Below are 18,488 nucleotides of genomic sequence, written 5' to 3' on the forward strand. Positions count from 1 at the left end.
TCACGAACTGTTGACGCCGCGCCAGCGCCCGTAGCGCCACGGTAGATACCAGCGCGCGCCCGGAGGTGTTGTGAGTGGCACGTTGTCGATGCCGGACGTGCCCCAGGGATGGCAGCGCAGGATCCGCGCCAGCGTCATCCAGCCGCCGCCCCATAGGCCGAAGCGCTCGATCGCTTCATCGCCATACACCGAACATGTCGGCAAATGCCGGCAGTTGTAGCCAACCAGCAGCGACAGTGTGTGCCGGTAGATCCAGATCAGCACGCGTCCCGCATTTCGCGGCAGACGACGGACTGTGCTGGCACAATCCGTGCATTGTTTTTGACGTGACGAACGGTCTGCGGGCACCATGCCGAACTATGTACGTAGTTTTGCGGGCGTTCCCAAGCAAGGAACTTAATGCCTGCAGATATTTACGCCACAGTTCACAATTATCGCACTGCGAAGCAGCGCAGCAATCCAAGGTATTATGGACGACACAGGACAGCACAGTTACCGTTTTGATACGGATCGATGACAGAATCATCTTGCGATAAAACCGGAGCCATTGCCGCTATTCGTGGACGGGGCTTGGGGGAAGGAACCAAATTGAGGTTTGTGAGGTCGCTGAAATTTCGCGGCTGGGCGCTTCTCGGCGCCACCGCCCTCTGTCTCGCATTGCCTGGCGCGATCACGGCGCTGGGTAATTCGGCTCACGCCGGCGGAACCCTCGAAGAACGCAAACAGCCGATGCGTTTCAAATGGAATGCGTGCCAGCCCGATTGCAGAGGCTGGGTCTCGGCTGTCGGCATCGTCACTTCAGAAAGTCCAAAGGAGTTCGACGAATTCGCCAAGAATCGTCAGCTCGCCGGCGCAACCATCGTGCTGGATTCCAGCGGCGGCTCGGTCAACGATTCCATCGCGCTTGGCCGGCGGTTTCGCAATCTCGGTGCGCTGACCACGGTCGGCGCCACCGTGCGCACGAAGACCCCGCAAGGCGAACGCGCGAGCGTGGCGCCGGAAGCCTATTGCGAGTCGATGTGCGTGTTCCTGCTTCTGTCAGGCAAGACCCGCTACGTGCCGCCGGTCGCGCACGTCCGCGTGCACCAGATCTGGATGGGCGATCGTGCCGACGATGCCAAGGCCGCGAGCTACACCGCGCAGGATCTGATGATCGTGCAGCGCGACATCGGCCGGCTCACGAAATACACCTTCGAAATGGGCGGAACCGGCGATCTGCTGTCGCTCGCGCTAAGCGTGCCGCCGTGGGAAGATCTGCACGAATTGTCGCGCGGTGAACTGCGCCTGGCCAACCTCATCACGACCGATGCGGCCGCCGATGTGTTCCCGCAGGACAATGCGTCGGTGCCGATGGCCGAGGCGAAGCCCGCCAAGCCGCAGGACCGCTTCGTCAGTTCCACCGTCGGGGGCGAGGCGCAGCCGGGCAAGTCCACCAAGACCGCCGAAGCCGCGGCTCCGACGGGTGGCTCTGCGGCGGCGCCGGCCCAGCCGACGCCGGCTCAGCCGCAGCAGAAGTAAGCCGTATCCTGGCAGACTACGTCATCATCCGCGAAAGCGGATGATCCAGTACGCCCCGGCGTTGGGATAAATCGAGAATTCCCGGCGTGCTGGATACCCCGCATTCGCGGGGTATGACGACGGTATGCTGGGCTCGCCCCTTACGCCGACGCCGGCTGCTTGGCCTTTGCTTCGATCTGGCCGATGGCGTCGACCACGGCGTCGAAGGTCAGCATGGTCGAGGCGTGCCGCGCCTTGTAGTCGCGCACCGGTTCGAGCAAGGCGATGTCGGCCCATTTGCCTTGCGGGGGGCCGCCATTTTCCTTCAGCATCTTGCGGACGGTTTCTCGCAACTCGCGTAACTCGCTAGCCGTCGAGCCGACGACATGGCTTGCCATGATCGAGGAGGAGGCCTGGCCGAGTGCACAGGCCTTCACGTCGTGGGCGAAGTCGGTGACCACGGACCCGTCCATCTTGAGGTCGACCTTGACGGTCGAACCGCACAGTTTGGAGTGGGCGGTGGCGCTGGCGTGGGGGTCGGGGAGGCGGCCGATGCGGGGGATATTGCCCGCCAGTTCGATGATCCGCTTGTTGTAGATGTCGTTCAGCATGAGAATCGGTGTCCCGGGCGGCGGTGCGGGTGCCCTTGGCGGCTGGGTTTCATCGTCCTATATATGGACAGGAACGGCGGAAAAACAGCCCGGCCGTTCGCCGAAGACGGCCCGACATGGAAACCAGTTCGGCCGCCAGCGTTTTTGTGGATGGGACTCAGGCGCCCGGCGGCAAAGCTGCCCCGTCTGCCCGGTGACACTCCGGTCTTTGTGGCCGGTCGAACGGAGAAGACATGGACGCATTGATCAAATCCCTCCGCCCAGGCAAGCCTTCTGAAATCAGGCCTTCCGAAGTGAAATCGCCCGATGTGGCCCCGGAAACCCGCTCGGCCGAGCTCGACCCGGCCGAGTTCCTCGCCGCCGCCGTCCGCGCCGACCTGCCGCGACCGTCGCGCGCGGAGGCCGAACAGGCCGTACATACGTTGCTCAGCTATATCGGGGAGAACCCCGGCCGCGAGGGTCTTTTGGATACGCCGCGCCGCGTGGTCGAAGCCTTCGACGAACTCTATCAGGGCTACCACCAGTGCCCGGCCGAGGTGCTGGACCGCACCTTTGGCGAAACCGCGGGCTACGACGATTTCGTCCTGGTTCGCGACATCGAATTCACCTCGCAATGCGAGCATCACATGATGCCGTTCTACGGCAGGGCGCATATCGCCTATACGCCGGTGGAGCGGGTGGTCGGCCTGTCGAAGCTGGCGCGGCTGACTGACATCTTCGCCCGCCGCCTGCAGACCCAGGAGCACCTGACTGCTCAGATTGCGGCTGCAATCGACGAGGTCCTAAAACCCCGCGGTGTTGCCGTGCTGATCGAGGCGGAGCATACCTGCATGTCGGTGCGCGGCGTCGCCAAGCATGGCGCCATGACGTTCACCAGCCGGTTCACCGGCATGTTCCGCGACAATCCGGCGGAGCAGCAGCGTTTCCTGTCCCTGGTGCGAGGACCGAACCGGTAACCTCGTCGCTTCTTTGATTGACGCGTTTTCTTCACGCGAACCGGCGTCCACTTCGCTTGAAAACGCTATGGATTCTGCGAGGCTTTCCGTGTCCGCTTCAAAACATGACCATGACCGCGAAGAAGGGCTGGAATTCCAGCCCAAATTCGACGCGTCCGGGCTCGTGACCTGTGTCGCGACCGATGCGGCGACCGGCGACGTGCTGATGGTCGCGCACATGAACGACGAAGCGCTGCGCAAGACGATCGAAAGCGGCGACGCCTGGTATTTCAGCCGTTCGCGCAATGCGTTGTGGCGAAAAGGCGAGACTTCGGGTCAGACCCAGCGCGTGGTCGAGATGCGGATGGATTGCGATCAGGACGCGGTCTGGATCAGGGTGGAGCAGATCGGTGCCGCCTGTCACACCGGCCGGCGGTCCTGTTTCTACCGAAAGGTCGATAACGGTGCGCGATTGTCGTTCGTCGACGCCGACCGCCTGTTCGATCCGAAGGCGGTCTACCGCGAATAGCTTCGGATTGTCTGACCGTCATTCCAGCAGCTCGGCGATCATGCGCGCTGCGCGTCTTGCCCCATCGGCCTCGACAGGTTTCGGCTTATCCGACCTCGATAAAGCCAGCATCATCGCATCGGCAATCATGTCCGGCGTGGAGGCGGCGAAATCCATTTGAATTCCTGCGCCGTAGCGGCGAAGGCGATGAGCGACGTGAAAGGTCTGCTCAAAATGATTTCGTAGCGGAAAATAGACAAACGGCGTGCCGGCGGCAGCAAGTTCCATGCAGGTGGTCAGCCCGCCCTGCACCAACGCAAGATCACAGGCCGCAAGATGGCGATCGAGATTGGCGACGAACGCCCGTACCTCGACGCCCGCAGGCGCGGCCAGCGACGCCGCTTCGATGCGCGGGCCGGCGACGACGATCATGCGCAGGTCCGGAAGCTTTGCCTTCACCATGGGATAGGCCTGCAGGATGCGCCGTATCAGGTGCGCACCGACGCCTGAGCCGCCGACGGTGACAATGCAAATCCGCTCGTCGTCGCGGTAACCCAGTCTTTCGCGAAGGGCTTCCCGGCTACCGAAGCCCTGCGGATGCTCGCCAATGATGTAGCCGGTAAAATCGAAATGCTTCGGTATCCAGTCGCGCATCGGAGGCAGATCTGCGCCGAACGACAGCGGCACGATGTCTTCAGGTGTACCTACGAAAATCGAGCGATCGCGCACCGTCGGATGCCGTTCGACATGCTCGATCATCTCTGCGTTATAGTCGCTCGTAAGGAACGCCTCGTGCTCGCCGCCGGATGGCATCGGGACGTAACCGACAAAGTCCGTCAGCCAGGCAAGCCTCGCTTTCTTCAGTTCGGGGTGCTCGTGCCAGTAATGGTCGATGTCCCAGGCTTCGTCCGCGATCACAAGGTCGTAGGCGCCTTGCTCGACCGCCTCCTGGAAGATCATGAAATTCCTGATCAGCACTTCATCCATGCGGCGGAGCGCCTGAAAGCAGTGCAATTCATGCTCGCCGCTTTCGAGTTCGATATGCCGCGTCTCGCTGGCAAGCCGCGCGCTTAGCGGATGAACCTGCTCGTTGCTGGCTTCGAGCAGACGCGTGACCGGATCCTGCGCCAGCCAGTCCACGCCGAGATCGGGATGGAGCCTGCGCAACTCGCGCGCGATGGCAATGTCGCGGCGGCCATGCCCGAGGCCGATCGGCGAGGAGAGGTAGAGGGCACGTTTCCCGGCCTTGTTGCCTTGGACGATCCGGCGCGCTGGCGCCGCGATGCCGAGTCTTCGATCGACGAAGTCGTTGATCAGCGTGTTTGCCTTTGCCGGGTACCGTCCAAGCGGGTTATGTCCGCCGCCTCTGATCGTGACGAACTCCGAGCCGCTCACCGCCGCGTGCGCGGCCTTCGCGCGCTCGTGGGGTTGGATCTGGTCGTTGTCGCCATGGATGAACAGAACCGGACAGCGAATCTTGCGGTACATTTCTTCACTGACGTCGAAGCCGGGAGGAATGCTGCGCGCTTCCACTGTGCTGACCAGCGTCGGACCGCTGGTCTCGGCGGCCCAGCCGATTCCGTCCTCGATCTGCTTGGTCGAATGCGGCTCGCTGCAGAGGTTGCGAATGAAGAACTCAGCGAAGTCGGGATAGTTCTTCAGCCAGTAATCGCGGTTGAACTTGTCCCAGCCTTCATAACGGTCGCGTGCGGCCAAAAAGTGCGATGCGGCCAACCTTTCGTAGTGTGCAGGTCCGATGGTCGAGACCGTACCGGCAAGTATCGCTGCCCTGGTGCGCTCGGGATGATACGCCGCCAGAACGGAGGCGAGCAGGCCGCCGAACGAGAGCCCGACCAGGATCGCTTGGCCGACGTCGAGAGCATCCATCACGGCGAGGGCGTCGGCCAGATAATTGTCCAGCGTGTAGGCGGCGACATCCCTGGGGCGATCGGATTTGCCATTGCCGCGCCCGTCATAGGTGATGCAGCGGAAGCGCTCGCTGAAGCAAGGTAGCTGCGCCTTGTAGATTCGCGAGTGAACGATGCTCCAGGGCGGGATGAACAGCATGGTGTCCGTGGCGTCACCATAAATTTCGTAGGCGAGATTTACGCCGTCGCGGGTGACGAAACCCGCGCTATCAGGCAATTTTGCCCGCATGGCATCACCTCTTGTCTGACGAGGATCCTTCCGCAATCCGGATGAGGTCACCGACGCGACGAAGCGATGCGCGGATCGGTGAGCCCTTCTTTTCCAAGCCGAGCAGGAACAGGCTTTCGCCCCCGATAAAGCAGGAGGCGGCGATCGCGCCGACCTCCTCGGCCGAGAAGGGGCCGAGGGGACCGATCTTCTGTTCAGCCGCCCGGACCACTCCCACGATCAGATCGACCCAACCCATAAGGCCGGCGCGGATCACCTTGGCGACTTCCGCGTCATGCCAGCTCACGGCGATCAGCTCCTGCAGCACCCGCACATAGCCTGAGGCGATGTCCTCATCCAGGTAGTCGCAGGCGCGGTCCCACTGCTCGGACAGTTTCAGTGACGTGTCACCGAACAATTTGTTCTGCCGGTCCAGGAGCTGAGCGTTGAGATATTCGAACAGCTCGAGGACCAGGTTCTGCTTGGACCCGAAGTGATAATGAATCTGGCTCAAGGGCACGGCTGCCTCTGCCGCGACTTCACGGGTGGACAGTCCGGCATAGCCGGCGCGACGCAGCACTTTCTTGGCAGCTTCGAGCAAGCCGGTGCTGGTCTCAATCTTCTTCACTGCCGCGCGCGCCATGGTGCCTCGTGATGCGATGGAAGTAGCCAAGACGCTACATGAAATCCGGTCGAAATGGCCAGGCTCGGCGTTTTGCCCTCCAGCCGTCGGAAGACCGATGCCCGGCGTCAAGCCGGGCACTGTGAAACAACCAATGCATGTCACCCTACCTTCGCCTTATGTCGTGGCAGCGGGATCAGCATGGACACCTGCTGCCGGTAGCGTCGGTACTGGTCGCCGAATAGCGCTATCAGGTCGCGCTCCTCCAGCCATATGCCGATCAGGATGTAGCCGGTGGTGGCGATGGCGAACACCAGATGACCGACCGTCATCGTCGGCGTCGCCCAGAACGCAAGCAAGAAGCCAAGATAGATCGGATGCCGAACGACCTTATAGAACATTGGCGTTTTGAACTCGGCCGGGGGCAACTCGCGCCCGAGAAGGCGCGCCAGCACCTGGCGCAAGCCGAACAGCTCGAAATGGTTGATCATGAAGGTGCTGGCGAGCACCACCGTCCAGCCGATCCAGGAAATCGTCTGAAGGACAATTGCCGCAACCGGATCGGTCGCCGACCATACGATGCCTGTCATCGGCCGCCATTGCCAGTAGAGCAGCAGCAATGCGACGCTGGCAAACAGCACGTAGGTCGTACGCTCGACCGACGGCGGTACGACGCGTGTCCACCACCGCTTGAAGGCGGGGCGCGCCATCACACTGTGCTGGACCGCGAACACGCCGAGCAGCAGGACATTGATGATCAGTGATGGAATGAATGGCTCCGGCCGGCCGCTGTCGATGGTTTTCGGCACCGGCAGGTTGCCCACGAAGGCAATCGCATAGAGGAAGGCGGCCAGAAACAATAGGTAAGTGACGATGCCATAGAGCATCGCAACCAGGCCGCCGGCGGTGGACTTCGCAGAAGGAGAACGGATGGCTTGATCACTCATGAGTCGATCCTGTTTCTGGAAAGTTGAAGGGATGCCCTTTCAATGTTCGTCGTCGGGAACCCGTCGCCCCGGCATTTCCCGTCATTCAAGCGGCGCGTGACCGCTCAATATTAGGTCGGTCGATCGACCGAAATGTTCAACCCGTGCTGCGGCTTTTTTTTGGCAGGAGCCCCTTAACGGGCCATTAACCATAATTGCGGCAGTCTCGGCCCCCTATTAGGCACTGATTGCCGGTGCCTTGAGAGCCCGCGCGAGGTTTCGCGAGGAGCGGGGCACCAGAGACATGGCGGTCGACACAACAAGCGCCACGGCTGCGGCAGGTGTCGATCCCGCGCGTCTGAAGATTGCCGGCTCGATCAGGCAGGCCGCTTCGACCACCGGCGCCAGCTTCGAATATCTGCTCGCCACCGCGAAGATGGAATCCAACTTCAACCCGAAGGCCGCCGCCACCACCTCGTCGGCGCGCGGGCTGTTTCAGTTCATCGACCAGACTTGGCTCGGCACGGTGAAAGAGGCGGGCGCCCATCTCGGCTATAGCCAATATGCCGACGCCATCACCAAAAATCCCTCGGGCAGCTATTCGGTCGACGATCCCGCAGCGCGCGCCGCAATCATGAAGCTGCGCGACGATCCGGACGCCGCCTCATCGATGGCGGCAGTACTGACGCAGTCCAACAGTTTCAAACTGACCGGCAAGATCGGCCGTCGTCCGACCGATGCCGAACTCTATATGGCGCATTTCATGGGCGTCGGCGGCGCCGGCAAGTTGATCCAGAGCGCTGAAGACAATCCGAACGTATCGGCAGCGCGGATGTTTCCGAACGCGGCCGCGGCCAACCAGTCGATCTTCTACGACCGCTCGGGGCAGGCGCGCAGCGTCTCGCAGGTTTATTCGGTGCTGAGCACGCGTTACGCCGCCGCCGCCAACTCGCCGGTGACGCGCACGGCGATGGCGGCCGTCGGCGGCGATCTGCCAAGACGCATCAACGTCGCGAGCGCCGCGCCGGCGACGATGGCGATCGACAACGCGGCCTATCTCTCGAGCTTCCCGGATCAGCGCAGCGTGACGCCGGTTGCGGCAGCATCGCAGACCGCTTCATCACAGGCGGAGCCGATGTTCCGTTCGCTGTTTCAGGCCGGCGAACGCGTGCAGCCGATCTCGTCGGCGGTTCAGGAATTGTGGGGCAAGGTTGCATCAGTAACGCCCGAGGTCCGCGCGCCCGGCCGGCTCGACCTCTTCAGCGACCGCTTCGGCACGTTCGGTAGCTGAGCGCAGACGCACGTCCCGGGCGCGATGCAGCGCGAAGCGATGCGTCGCAGAACCGGGACCCGCGCGGCCTTGGATGGACTCCGGATCAGCAGCGCAACACTGCGTGTTGCGCAGCATCCGGGGAACGGCAGACGGCAAGCCGTCCTTCCACCCTTAACAAAACGTCAATAAAACCAGCCGTTTATGGTGAACCCTTTGTTAAGCGTCATGGTTTATTTTTTCTAATAGTGGCACCGCGTCACGGTGTCGTCTCACGTTGCGTAAGCCAGGACCATGATCGTTCGGCAGTTCATCAGTTGGATTCGTACCGCTCCGGCAGGCGAGCGGGCAGAGGCGACGCGGGCGTTGGCGCGGGCCTGGTTGATTTCAGATCTTTCCGAGGACGATCGCATCGCCGCCGAAGGCGCGCTGCTGATGCTGCTCGACGATCCATCGCCGCTGGTCCGCCAGGCCATGGCGGAAGTATTTTCGCGCAGCGCCGAAGCGCCGGCGGCCATCGTGCAGGCGCTTGCGCTCGATCAGCCCTCCATTGCGCTGCCAGTACTCGAACATTCACCGCTTCTGATCGATGCCGACCTCGTCGACATCGTCGCGACCGGCAACAGCGATACGCAATGCGCCATAGCTCGCCGCATCAATCTGCCGCCCTCGGTTTCCGCTGCGATTGCCGAAGTCGGCTCGGCGGCCGCGGCGCTCGAACTGATCGAAAATGCCTATGCCGAACTGGCGCCGTTTTCCTGGGACCGCATCGTCGAACGTCACGGCCATCTCGCCGCTATCAGGGAATCGATGCTGGTGCTGGAAGGCTTGCCCGCCGCCACCCGCGTGGCGCTGGTCGCCAAGCTCTCCGAAACGCTGGCGCAGTTCGTCGTCGCGCGCAACTGGCTCAGCGCCGACCGGGCAGGGCGGCTTGCGAGCGAAGCGCGCGAGCGCTCGGCCGTGAATATCGCAGCGCGGTCGCGCGGCGAGGACATGGCTGGTCTGGTGCGGCACCTGCGCGCGACCGGGCAATTGACCGCCGGCCTGATCCTGCGCGCGCTATTGTCGGGCAATCTCGAACTGTTCGATTCCGCGCTCGCCGAATTGGCCGACCTGCCGCTGGCCCGCGTGACAGCGCTGCTGCATGACCGCGGCGGCGCCAGCCTGCAGGCGCTGCTGATCCGCGCAGGCTTTCCCGAATCGACCTTCGCGGCGTTTCGCGTGGCGCTCGAGGTCAGCCATGAAACCGGCTATGTCGATACGATCGGCGGAGCCGCGCGACTGCGCCGCCGCATGGTCGAGCGCGTGCTGACCCATTGCGCGACCGACCGCAAGGCCGCCGAGCCGCTCTTGATCTTGCTGCGGCGTTTTGCAACCGAGTCCGCGCGCGAAGAAGCCCGCATGTTCTGCGAGGAGTTGGTCGCCGACGAAGCGTTCGTGCCGCCCGCGCGCGATCTGATCGCGGCGTAAGCCGATCCTGCGACAACACACTCGGTGTCGTCCCTGCGAACGCAGGGACCCATACGCCGCGGCTTATCCATTGAAAAATGCTGGTCGACGGCTTTCGCTCACCACAAACGGCCGTGGTTATGGGTCCCTGCGTTCGCAGGGACGACGACGAGAGAGAGGCGACTCTCACTCCGCCGGAACGATGCTCGGCGCCAGAATGGCTTCGAGATGCTCGGGGCGGTCGCGGTTGACCTTGAGCAGGAATTCATCGGCGACGCCGCGGAGCTGCTTGCTCAGTTTGCTCGCCATCACGGCGGTGTCGAGCTTGGTGCGCTCGCGCACGATCGCCTGAATGGCGTTGATGTGATGGGTGATCAGCTCCGCCGGGACCAGGTGGAGGTCAGGCGCATGTTCGATGATGCGGCACAGGCTTTCGGCGGCAGCGCCCGCGGAAGGGAAGCCGAACGTGGCGGCGTCGCCCTTGATGTCATGGGCGGCGCGAAACAGCTCTTCGCGGTTGTCGATGGTGAAGCCGTCGCGGAGAACGACCGCGTGCGCGGCCGAGAGGCGGTCCGCCTCGATTGTCATCCAGCTCTTGAATTCGCCGGACAATCCGGCCAGCGCCTTTTCGGCGCGCCCGACGGGATCGTCGAGATCGGATTCGGGAACGCGCAGCAATACCTTGCGCAACGGATTGGGCTGCGTGATCACGTGGTGATCGGCAAACGACTTGATCTGCAGCGTCCCGGGCTTTTCTTTCGCCATGATGGTATCTCCAGGCTGCGCTTGGATGAGGGCTGCGCTTAGATGTTCGACCGCGCCTTGTCGAGCAGCGACGGCTGCTGCATCACTTCCATCTCGCCGCCGACCCGGCGCTCGGGGCCGATATAGGCGTTGTTGGTGTTACGCCGCCGGTCCGGGCCGAAATAGGTCTTGGTCTTGATGAAGGGGCGCGGGCTGGCGACGACGTTGAGAATGCGCTGGTAGAGTCCCTTGGCCGAGATCGGTTTGGCCAAAAACTCGGTGACGCCAGCATCGCGCGCAACCGTCACGCGTCGTTTCTCCGAATGCCCGGTCAGCATGATGATCGGGGCGTAGGGATTGCCCTTGGATTCCGGCTGCCGGATCATCTGCGCGAGTTCGAGGCCGTCGAAGATCGGCATCGCCCAGTCAGTGATGACGATGTCGGGCACATAGTGGCTGTACATTTCCAGCGCGGTGGCGCCGTCTTCGGCCTCATAGACCTCGCGTGCGCCGAACGAATGCAAGAGCGTCCGCAGGATGCGGCGCATATGCGGATTGTCGTCGCAAATCAGAAATCGCAGCTTGTTGAAGTCGATGCGATACATGGAACGGCCCGGCCCAAGCAAAACGGTATACTGGCGTTAACCATATCGCGGCGCCCGTTAAGGAATGGTTGCGAAGCCGACCTCCTGATAGAGGTCGGACAGCGATATTTTCTCTCAACGGTCGCGCAGGGACGACGGCGTCAGTATCCGAACTGCTCGCGCAGGATGCGTTCCTCGAGGCTGTGACCGGGGTCGAACAGCATCCGCATCGAGATCGTCTTGTCGGACAGCACCTCGACGCGGCGGACATCGCGCACGTCGTCATGGTCGGCGGCCGCTGCGACCGGGCGCTTTTCGCCCTCGAGCACCTCGATCACCACGAAAGCGGAGTTGGGGAGCAGGGCACCGCGCCAGCGACGCGGGCGGAACGCGCTGATCGGGGTCAGCGCCAACAGCGCGGCGTTGATCGGCAGGATCGGTCCCTGCGCCGACAAATTATAAGCAGTCGAGCCAGCGGGCGTCGCCACCAGGATGCCGTCGGCGATCAATTCCGCCATGCGCTCGTGCTCGTCGATCAGGATGCGCAGATGCGCGGCCTGGTTGGTCTGGCGAAACAGCGCGACCTCGTTGATGGCGTGATGCAGATGCACCGCGCCATGGACGTCGGTGGCGCGCATCAGGAGTGGGTTGATCAGGGATTCCCGCGCCGCCGCCAGCCGCGTATGCAGATCGTGCGTGGTGAACTCGTTCATCAAAAAGCCGATGGTGCCGCGATGCATGCCGTAGATCGGCTTGCCCGAGCGCATATGCCGGTGCAGCGTCTGCAGCATCAATCCGTCGCCGCCAAGCGCCACCACGACGTCGGCGTCGTCGGCATCGTGATTGCCATAGAGCTTGGTGAGCTGCGCCAGCGCGGTCTGCGCCTCGGCGCCTGCGCTCGCGACGAAGGCGATCCGGTCGTATCGCTTGGGGGTGGCCATCGGACGACGAACTCTTGGGTAACGCCAGGACTGGGGGCGCCGGATTGCGCCGCGCTCGTCTATACACCTTGTCGGGGCTTGTCGAGATGGCCGAACCGGCCTTTCGCGCCGGTAACGTAAACCGGCGGTCATCAGGGCGTCATTTTTCCTGCAACGTCCGGATCGGGTCCCAATCCTCGCCCGGCGGGTTTTTGGCCAATACCCGGGCCCGCTCGGCAAATAACGACGCCGGCCGGTCGATATCGGCGGAGCGGCCGAAACACTGCGCAGCGCGCCCGAACTCGCGGGCCCGCCAGTGCGCAAGCCCGTCGGCGTAGTTGGCGATCAATGTCGCTTGCGAGGACGTCAGCCCGGCCGACAGCGCCAGCAACTCGTAGATCTTCAGCGCCTGGGTTCGCCCCTTGACCCTGATAGCGTCGAGTTCGCGCCAGGCGAAGGCCTCGCCGGCTAGCGCGACAGTCGTCTCGGAAGCGATGACGGTGGTGCCGTAGAACTTGTTGGCGCCCTCCAGCCGCGAAGCCAGGTTCACCGCGTCGCTCATCACCGAGTAGTTGAAGCGCCGCCGCGATCCGAAATTGCCGACCAGCGCCTCGCCGGAATTGATGCCGATCCGCTGCGCCAGCTTGCATTCGCGGAAGAGGGCTGAGGAATCGTTGAGTTCTGCCAGTTGCGTGCAGCAATCCAGCGCGGTGCGCGCCGCATTGGCGGCATGGTCGGGATCGTCGGCTGGTGCGCCGAACACCGCCACGATGGAGTCGCCGATATATTTGTCGACATATCCGCCATGGCTCTCGATGACGTCGGTCATCGCCGAAAGATATTCGTTCATCAGCTCCATCAGGCTGTCGGGCGACATCTTTTCCGCGATCAGCGAAAAGCCTTCGATGTCGGAGAAGAACACCGTCACGTTGCGGGTCTCGCCGCCGAGCTCGGGCAATTTGCTCGATGACAGCATCCGGTTGATGACGTGCGGGGCTAGATAGAGCGCAAAGCTCTTCTGCAGCAGGCGGCGGTCCTTGTCGGCAACGACGAAGCGGAAGCCGATCGTGGCGGCGAGCGCGAAAAGGCTTGCCAGGAACGGCTCGGCGATCGGCAGCGCCAGCGCCTGGTTGAAGGCGATCGTGGCGCCGGCAACGCCGAGCACGATCATGGCGGTCCAGGCCAGCGCCGCGCTGAGCGGTCTCAGCCGCCATGCCGCGATAGCGGCCAGCGCGGCAAACAGGGCAGAGATCAGGAAGCGCGACAGCGGGCCCGGCTCGACCACGGCATTGCGCCGGATCAGATTGTTGACTGCCGTAGCATGGATATAGACGCCGGCGATCGTGCTGATCCTGTAGCCTGCGGTGACCGGCGTGCTCTCGGCCGCGCAGCGCGGTGCGCGCGCGCCTTCGATGCCGGTCGCAAAGCGCTTGGAGGTCTGCCGGCGGTCCTCGATATCGAGAACGCTGCCGAAAATGACGACCTTTCCGGCGAACCAGCGCCGGAAATAATCCTTGTCGTTCTTGACGGCGCACGCGCGCAGATCGGCGAATGAGAAGGTCGGAACGTCGTCGGCGCCGCCCTCGAAATTCAGCGTCATCGTGTTCGGCACCCGGCCGGGAACCTGGTAACCGGCAAGCGTCAGCCTGCCGCGGTCATCGAACTCGGGTGTAGCACGCAGCGCCCGCGAGGCCAGTTCGACCGCCATCGAGGGCACCCTTGCCCCGTTGACGGTAAAGCTCAGCGGCAAGCGCCGCACGATGTCGTCGCTGTCGATATGAACGTTGAGCGGGCGGATGTTCTGCTGCTGGCGTACGGCGACGCGCTGTCCCGGCGATGGCCTGACCGCCTGGTTGCCGCCCAGGGTTTCTCCCAGCACCACCTTGCCGTTCGCCGCCGCACCGGCGAGCGCACGAAGGAAGTCGCGGTCGAAGCCACGGACTTTCTCGCCGAGCATGCCCTCGCCGAACGGAATCTCCGACTGTTCGATCGAGGTTTGGATCACAATGTCGAAGCCGGCCACCTTGGCGCCGCCTTCGAGTGTCGCTGACAGCACGCGGCCGATCTCCCCGGTCCAGGTCAGCATCGGCGCACCCTTCAACGGCGCGGTACGCAGGCTTTCCTCGTCGATCGCTACGACGACCGCCGGCGAAGCGGCCGGATCCTGTCTGCGGCCGAACGTCTCCCAGCGCAGTGCGGTGAGGATATCGAGCGATAGCCCGCGGATCGGTCTGGCCGCCGGAGAAACCGAAGCCGCGGCGCAGACCAGCGCGATGGCGGCAACCACCATCCTGTCGCGCGTGCTGCGCCTGATTCTCAAGCGGGACGGCCCGTTACGCCTATTGCATCCGCAGCAGCCGGCCGACGATCGGCGTCGCGCCGGGTTTGGCCTGCGCATCCACCCGGAACACGATCTGCGATGATTTGAACGTGGCGGCGTAAAGGCCACCGGGAGCCAGCGCGACGTTTTCGCTGGCAAAATCGAGGAACCGTCCCTTGAGCTGGGTGCCGCCCAGACTGATCTCCTGACGCTCGCCCGGCACGTCGAGGCGCCGAATGATTAGCTTGCCGCGTCCCTTGGCCTCCACCAGCGGCGATGCACCGTAAAGGGTGAGTTGCGCCTGGACCGAGGAAGCCGCTTTGCTGTTGTCGACGCTGCGCAGCACGGTAGCGGCGACGCCGCTGGTTTCGCGTGTGGTCGCGTTTGCCTGATTGGAATCGCAATTCGTCTTCTCGGCCTTCACCTCGGCGAGATGAACGGCGCTTTCCTCGGTGCCGACGATGACCGTGCCGGCGCCGCTGATCGTCTCGCGCCGGCATGACTTCAGGTAGCTGAGAATGATGGAGCCGCCGTCGCCGATCTTGATGACCGCTTTGGGCGTCACATAATCCATGAATTCCACGCCGGTGACCTTGCCCTGAACTTCTTCGACCACCGCGGCCGGCGAATCTGCGGCGGCCGGAGAAACCAGCGCCAGCAGGCCGAGACAAACAGCAATCGTACGTTTCATATTTAAAACCCCATTGAAAAGCGCAGGTTCATTAGTCGCGCCAGCGCGCAAATGGTTTCATGGATGGATCAAAAATGCTCGGCCGGTACGCCGACGGAACCGACCGATAGCACCTAATGGTCGGCGGGGACAACCATCGGACGTGCCGGCCATTTTCTCACGTGATGCTGTCGGGATTGTGATTTTCGGCAAGGTTCCTCATTGTTGTGCACCACCGCCTCATTGTCGCAGTGTTGCGGCAGAATTCGAGGGGCTTCGGGATCGCAGGACACAGGGAGCAACCCCATGGCTTTTCGTTTCACGGCGCAGCGTCAGATGCGCTTAGCCGTTGCGCTTCTGGCCCTGTGCTGCATGGCCGACGCGTACGCCCAGGACGCCATCGCCCCGTCTTCGCAGCGGCAGCCGGCGGCAACGCCGTCGCCGTCCCCATCCGGCGAGAGGGGCGGGGCAGGGCGGGGTAGCGCCACGCCGCCGCCCGCCGCCGAACAACATCGTCTGCCGCCGGATTCCACGACAAAACAGACGGTGACGCTGCCCGGACGCACACTCGATTTCTCCGCCACCGCGGGTTCGATCCGCTTGTTCGACGACAAGGGCGAACCGCAGGCCGACATCGCCTATACCTCCTACCAGCTCGACGGCACCGATCACGCGCGCCGGCCGGTGACGTTTCTGTTCAACGGCGGGCCGGGCGCATCCTCCGCCTGGCTGCAATTGGGCGCGGCCGGGCCGTGGCGGCTGCAGATCGGCGGCGATGGCGCGGTGTCGTCGGCAACTCCCGATCTGTTGCCCAATGCCGAGACCTGGCTCGACTTCACCGACCTGGTTTTCATCGATCCTGTCGGCACCGGCTACAGCCGCTTCGTCGCGTCCGGCGAGGACGTGCGCAAGCGCTTCTTCTCGGTCGATGGCGATGTCAGTTCGATCGCACTCGTGATCCGTCGCTGGCTGGAAAAATACGACCGGCTTTCATCGCCGAAATTCGTCGCCGGCGAGAGCTATGGCGGCATTCGCGGGCCGAAGATCGTCCGCAACCTGCAGACCCAGCAGGGCGTCGGCGTGCGCGGGTTGATTCTGGTGTCGCCCTTGCTCGACTTTCGTGATTTCTCCGGCTCGAGCCTGCTGCAATACATGAACACACTCCCGACCATGGCTGCGGTGGCGCGCGAGGTGAGGGAAGCGGGCAAGGCGCCGCTGACGCGCGCCGATCTCGCCGACGTCGAACGCTACGCGCAGGGCGAATTTCTCACCGACCTCATCAAGGGGCAGGTGGACACACAGGCCACCACCCGGCTTGCCGACAAGGTAGCCGCGCTGACCGGCATCGATCAGGCCGTGAGCCGCAGGCTCGCCGGCCGCCTTGAAGTCAGCGAATTCCGCCGGGAGTTCGATCGCCGCAACGGCAGGGTGACCGGACGCTATGACGCCTCGGTCATCGGCTTCGATCCATATCCGGATTCGAATTCCGCGCATTTCGGCGATCCTTCCGGCGATCCGCTGAAGGCGCCGCTGACCAGCGCCGCCGTCGAGCTCACCACGCGCAAACTCAACTGGCGGCCGGATGGCTCGTATCACCTGCTCAGCGAGAGCGTGAACCGCTCGTGGGATTTCGGCCGCGGACCGGCCGAGTCGGTTTCACAGCTTCGCCAGATTCTCGCGCTCGACCCGAAAACGAAATTGCTGGTCGGCCATGGGTTGTTTGATCTCGCAACGCCCTATTTCGCCTCGAAGGTGATCCTCGACCAGTTGCCGGCCTTTGCCAGCCCGGATCGCGTGAAACTCGTCGTCTATCCAGGCGGCCACATGTTCTATTCACGCGACGGCGCGCGTCAGGCATTCCGCGCGGAAGTCGAGGCGCTGGTGAAGTAGGGAAGTCAAAACAGAAACGGCGCGGTCAGACGACCGCGCCGTTTATTGTTCGTCATTGCGAGCCACCCGGTCGGCGCGTAGCGCCGCCGGATGACAGGCTCCGCGAAGCAATCCATGTCACGGCATAACGGACAGATGGATTGCTTCGTCGCTTCAGCGCAAAATTGCTTTGCAATTTTGTCGCGAGCTCCTCGCAATGACGAGGAGAGGTTAGCGCTCAATAAACCAGCCCCGTTCCCGGCGGCTTCTCCAGCGCCGCGGCGAGCGAGCGATATTCCTCGCTGTTCGTGCCGCTAAGCTGGGCAATCCGGTTCAGGTGATATTGCGCCTGATCGCGGTTGCCCTGTTCGACCTGCCACAGGCCGTAATACTGCCAGGTCTTGACGTGGTTCGGATCGGCCTTGAGCGCACGCTCGTACCAGATCTGCGAGACCTTGTAGTCGCCGAGCTGGCGATAGGAGTAGCCGATCAGATTGGCGACGGCGGCTGTGTCGTCGCGGCCGAGCGCCTTGAGCTGTGCGATCGCCGAAGAATAGTCGTGGCGCTGGTAGATCGCAGCATAGGCGGCGCGATAGCCGTCGGCGAACGCGGTTTGTTCGCTGCCGGGACGGGCCTCGCTGGACTTCTTTTTCTTCTTCGGCGGCGGAGGCGGATCGTTGTCGGCCGCGGCGTAGACGACGGAAACGACAGGGGCTGCCGCAAGCGCGAGCGACAGCATTGCGAGAGTCAAAAGCCTGATCGCTAATTTATTCATGCAATTCTCCTGATGGCCGGTTCGGCGATCCTACACCGAAGCCCGCTGGTTTGAACCCCTGGCGCCTAACAACATTCCCGCGCCCTTTACCTCGATTCCGCCAATTTTCATCAGCGGTCCGCCGTCAACGGACATGACGAAGATGTCATTCAGATGAACGGCGCCCGAAAGTTCGATTCAGAAGAGGTTCAGTGCACGGCCGCTAGCGTCGCCTGCACGATCGGCGAGCCCGGCCTTTCGACCGGAAATGCCCGCGGGTCCCCCATGGAAAAGGAGACAACCATGCTCAAGACCATTTCCGCAGCGCTCGTTGCCGTTTCCGTTATCGCCGCGCCCGCACTTGCCGGCACGCCGGGCAAGACCGTTCAGGCACCGACCGCACAGGCGCCCGCCGTGAAGGCGGAGCAGGATAAAACGAAGGCATTGAAGGCCAATGCGCGGACGGCGCGCGATCACAAGCAAACCGGCTCGCACAAGACGCACGCGAAACCACACGTCGCGGTCAAGCATGTGAAGCCGGCCGCAAAACGCAGCTAGCTCTGATTCGCCGGCGCGGGTTTCGCCCCCATTGCCCCCGCGCCTGCGAATGTCAGGCCAGCCCACACGCCATTTGCTTTGCTAATGGCGGTGGGCTGGCGCGTACTCAACTTTT

General features: G+C 63.2%; 18 protein-coding genes. 7 read left to right on the plus strand and 11 right to left on the minus strand.

The window, feature by feature from the left end; translation table 11 throughout:
- Complete coding sequence (gene yidD, locus GWE18_RS06275) at positions 1 to 351, minus strand: membrane protein insertion efficiency factor YidD (RefSeq protein WP_275184925.1); 351 nt, start codon at positions 349 to 351, stop codon at positions 1 to 3.
- Between the two features lie 237 nt (positions 352 to 588).
- Between yidD and GWE18_RS06280 the strand changes: the two genes are divergently transcribed.
- The gene (locus GWE18_RS06280; protein ID WP_275184926.1) at positions 589 to 1,518 is read left to right on the plus strand and encodes a hypothetical protein; all 930 of its coding nucleotides are present in this window, start codon (positions 589 to 591) and stop codon (positions 1,516 to 1,518) included.
- A gap of 140 nt (positions 1,519 to 1,658) precedes the next feature.
- Here the strand turns inward: GWE18_RS06280 and GWE18_RS06285 are convergent, their stop codons facing one another.
- Positions 1,659 to 2,108, minus strand: coding sequence for an iron-sulfur cluster assembly scaffold protein (locus tag GWE18_RS06285; RefSeq protein ID WP_275184927.1), 450 nt, complete (start codon positions 2,106 to 2,108; stop codon positions 1,659 to 1,661).
- A 233-nt stretch (positions 2,109 to 2,341) separates the two neighbouring features.
- Between GWE18_RS06285 and folE the strand changes: the two genes are divergently transcribed.
- Together folE and hisI are read left to right on the plus strand one after the other, a co-directional pair.
- Positions 2,342 to 3,064, plus strand: coding sequence for a GTP cyclohydrolase I FolE (folE, locus tag GWE18_RS06290; protein WP_275184928.1), 723 nt, complete (start codon positions 2,342 to 2,344; stop codon positions 3,062 to 3,064).
- Between the two features lie 67 nt (positions 3,065 to 3,131).
- Positions 3,132 to 3,572, plus strand: coding sequence for a phosphoribosyl-AMP cyclohydrolase (gene hisI, locus GWE18_RS06295; protein WP_275184929.1), 441 nt, complete (start codon positions 3,132 to 3,134; stop codon positions 3,570 to 3,572).
- Between the two features lie 18 nt (positions 3,573 to 3,590).
- Here hisI and GWE18_RS06300 read toward each other — a convergent pair whose 3' ends face one another.
- The 3 genes from GWE18_RS06300 to mddA all read right to left on the minus strand — a co-directional run bounded on the left by GWE18_RS06300 (position 3,591) and on the right by mddA (position 7,256).
- Positions 3,591 to 5,708 (minus strand): alpha/beta hydrolase, encoded by a 2,118-nt coding sequence (locus GWE18_RS06300; RefSeq protein ID WP_275184930.1) that lies wholly within the window; start codon positions 5,706 to 5,708, stop codon positions 3,591 to 3,593.
- A 4-nt stretch (positions 5,709 to 5,712) separates the two neighbouring features.
- Positions 5,713 to 6,330, minus strand: a complete 618-nt coding sequence (locus tag GWE18_RS06305; protein ID WP_275184931.1) for a TetR/AcrR family transcriptional regulator — start codon at positions 6,328 to 6,330, stop codon at positions 5,713 to 5,715.
- Positions 6,331 to 6,470: 140 nt separating this feature from the next.
- On the minus strand, positions 6,471 to 7,256 hold the full coding sequence (gene mddA / locus GWE18_RS06310; RefSeq protein ID WP_275184932.1) for a methanethiol S-methyltransferase: 786 nt from the start codon (positions 7,254 to 7,256) through the stop codon (positions 6,471 to 6,473).
- A gap of 283 nt (positions 7,257 to 7,539) precedes the next feature.
- Between mddA and GWE18_RS06315 the strand changes: the two genes are divergently transcribed.
- Positions 7,540 to 8,526 (plus strand): transglycosylase SLT domain-containing protein, encoded by a 987-nt coding sequence (locus GWE18_RS06315; protein ID WP_275184933.1) that lies wholly within the window; start codon positions 7,540 to 7,542, stop codon positions 8,524 to 8,526.
- Positions 8,527 to 8,799: 273 nt separating this feature from the next.
- Positions 8,800 to 9,975, plus strand: a complete 1,176-nt coding sequence (locus GWE18_RS06320; RefSeq protein WP_275184934.1) for a DUF2336 domain-containing protein — start codon at positions 8,800 to 8,802, stop codon at positions 9,973 to 9,975.
- A 165-nt stretch (positions 9,976 to 10,140) separates the two neighbouring features.
- Here the strand turns inward: GWE18_RS06320 and GWE18_RS06325 are convergent, their stop codons facing one another.
- From GWE18_RS06325 to GWE18_RS06345, 5 genes are all read right to left on the minus strand, one after another.
- Positions 10,141 to 10,719 carry an Hpt domain-containing protein gene (locus GWE18_RS06325; protein WP_275184935.1) on the minus strand — a complete coding sequence of 193 codons (579 nt, stop codon included), beginning with the start codon at positions 10,717 to 10,719 and terminating at the stop codon, positions 10,141 to 10,143.
- Positions 10,720 to 10,757: 38 nt separating this feature from the next.
- Complete coding sequence (locus tag GWE18_RS06330; RefSeq protein WP_057849217.1) at positions 10,758 to 11,303, minus strand: response regulator; 546 nt, start codon at positions 11,301 to 11,303, stop codon at positions 10,758 to 10,760.
- A gap of 140 nt (positions 11,304 to 11,443) precedes the next feature.
- On the minus strand, positions 11,444 to 12,223 hold the full coding sequence (locus GWE18_RS06335) for an NAD kinase (protein WP_057901589.1): 780 nt from the start codon (positions 12,221 to 12,223) through the stop codon (positions 11,444 to 11,446).
- Between the two features lie 139 nt (positions 12,224 to 12,362).
- Positions 12,363 to 14,492: an adenylate/guanylate cyclase domain-containing protein gene (locus GWE18_RS06340; RefSeq protein ID WP_275184936.1), complete on the minus strand. Its 2,130-nt coding sequence runs from the start codon at positions 14,490 to 14,492 to the stop codon at positions 12,363 to 12,365.
- 49 nt (positions 14,493 to 14,541) lie between these two features.
- Positions 14,542 to 15,264, minus strand: coding sequence for a hypothetical protein (locus GWE18_RS06345; protein ID WP_342804227.1), 723 nt, complete (start codon positions 15,262 to 15,264; stop codon positions 14,542 to 14,544).
- Positions 15,265 to 15,564: 300 nt separating this feature from the next.
- Here GWE18_RS06345 and GWE18_RS06350 point away from each other — a divergent pair, with 300 nt between their 5' ends.
- On the plus strand, positions 15,565 to 17,082 hold the full coding sequence (locus GWE18_RS06350; protein ID WP_275185161.1) for a peptidase S10: 1,518 nt from the start codon (positions 15,565 to 15,567) through the stop codon (positions 17,080 to 17,082).
- A gap of 217 nt (positions 17,083 to 17,299) precedes the next feature.
- Here GWE18_RS06350 and GWE18_RS06355 read toward each other — a convergent pair whose 3' ends face one another.
- The gene (locus GWE18_RS06355; RefSeq protein WP_275184937.1) at positions 17,300 to 17,836 is read right to left on the minus strand and encodes a tetratricopeptide repeat protein; all 537 of its coding nucleotides are present in this window, start codon (positions 17,834 to 17,836) and stop codon (positions 17,300 to 17,302) included.
- 282 nt (positions 17,837 to 18,118) lie between these two features.
- Between GWE18_RS06355 and GWE18_RS06360 the strand changes: the two genes are divergently transcribed.
- On the plus strand, positions 18,119 to 18,373 hold the full coding sequence (locus GWE18_RS06360; RefSeq protein WP_275184938.1) for a hypothetical protein: 255 nt from the start codon (positions 18,119 to 18,121) through the stop codon (positions 18,371 to 18,373).
- Positions 18,374 to 18,488 lie beyond the last annotated feature (115 nt).

This window comes from Bradyrhizobium sp. CSA112 (genome assembly GCF_029051645.1).
Classification (GTDB): domain Bacteria; phylum Pseudomonadota; class Alphaproteobacteria; order Rhizobiales; family Xanthobacteraceae; genus Bradyrhizobium.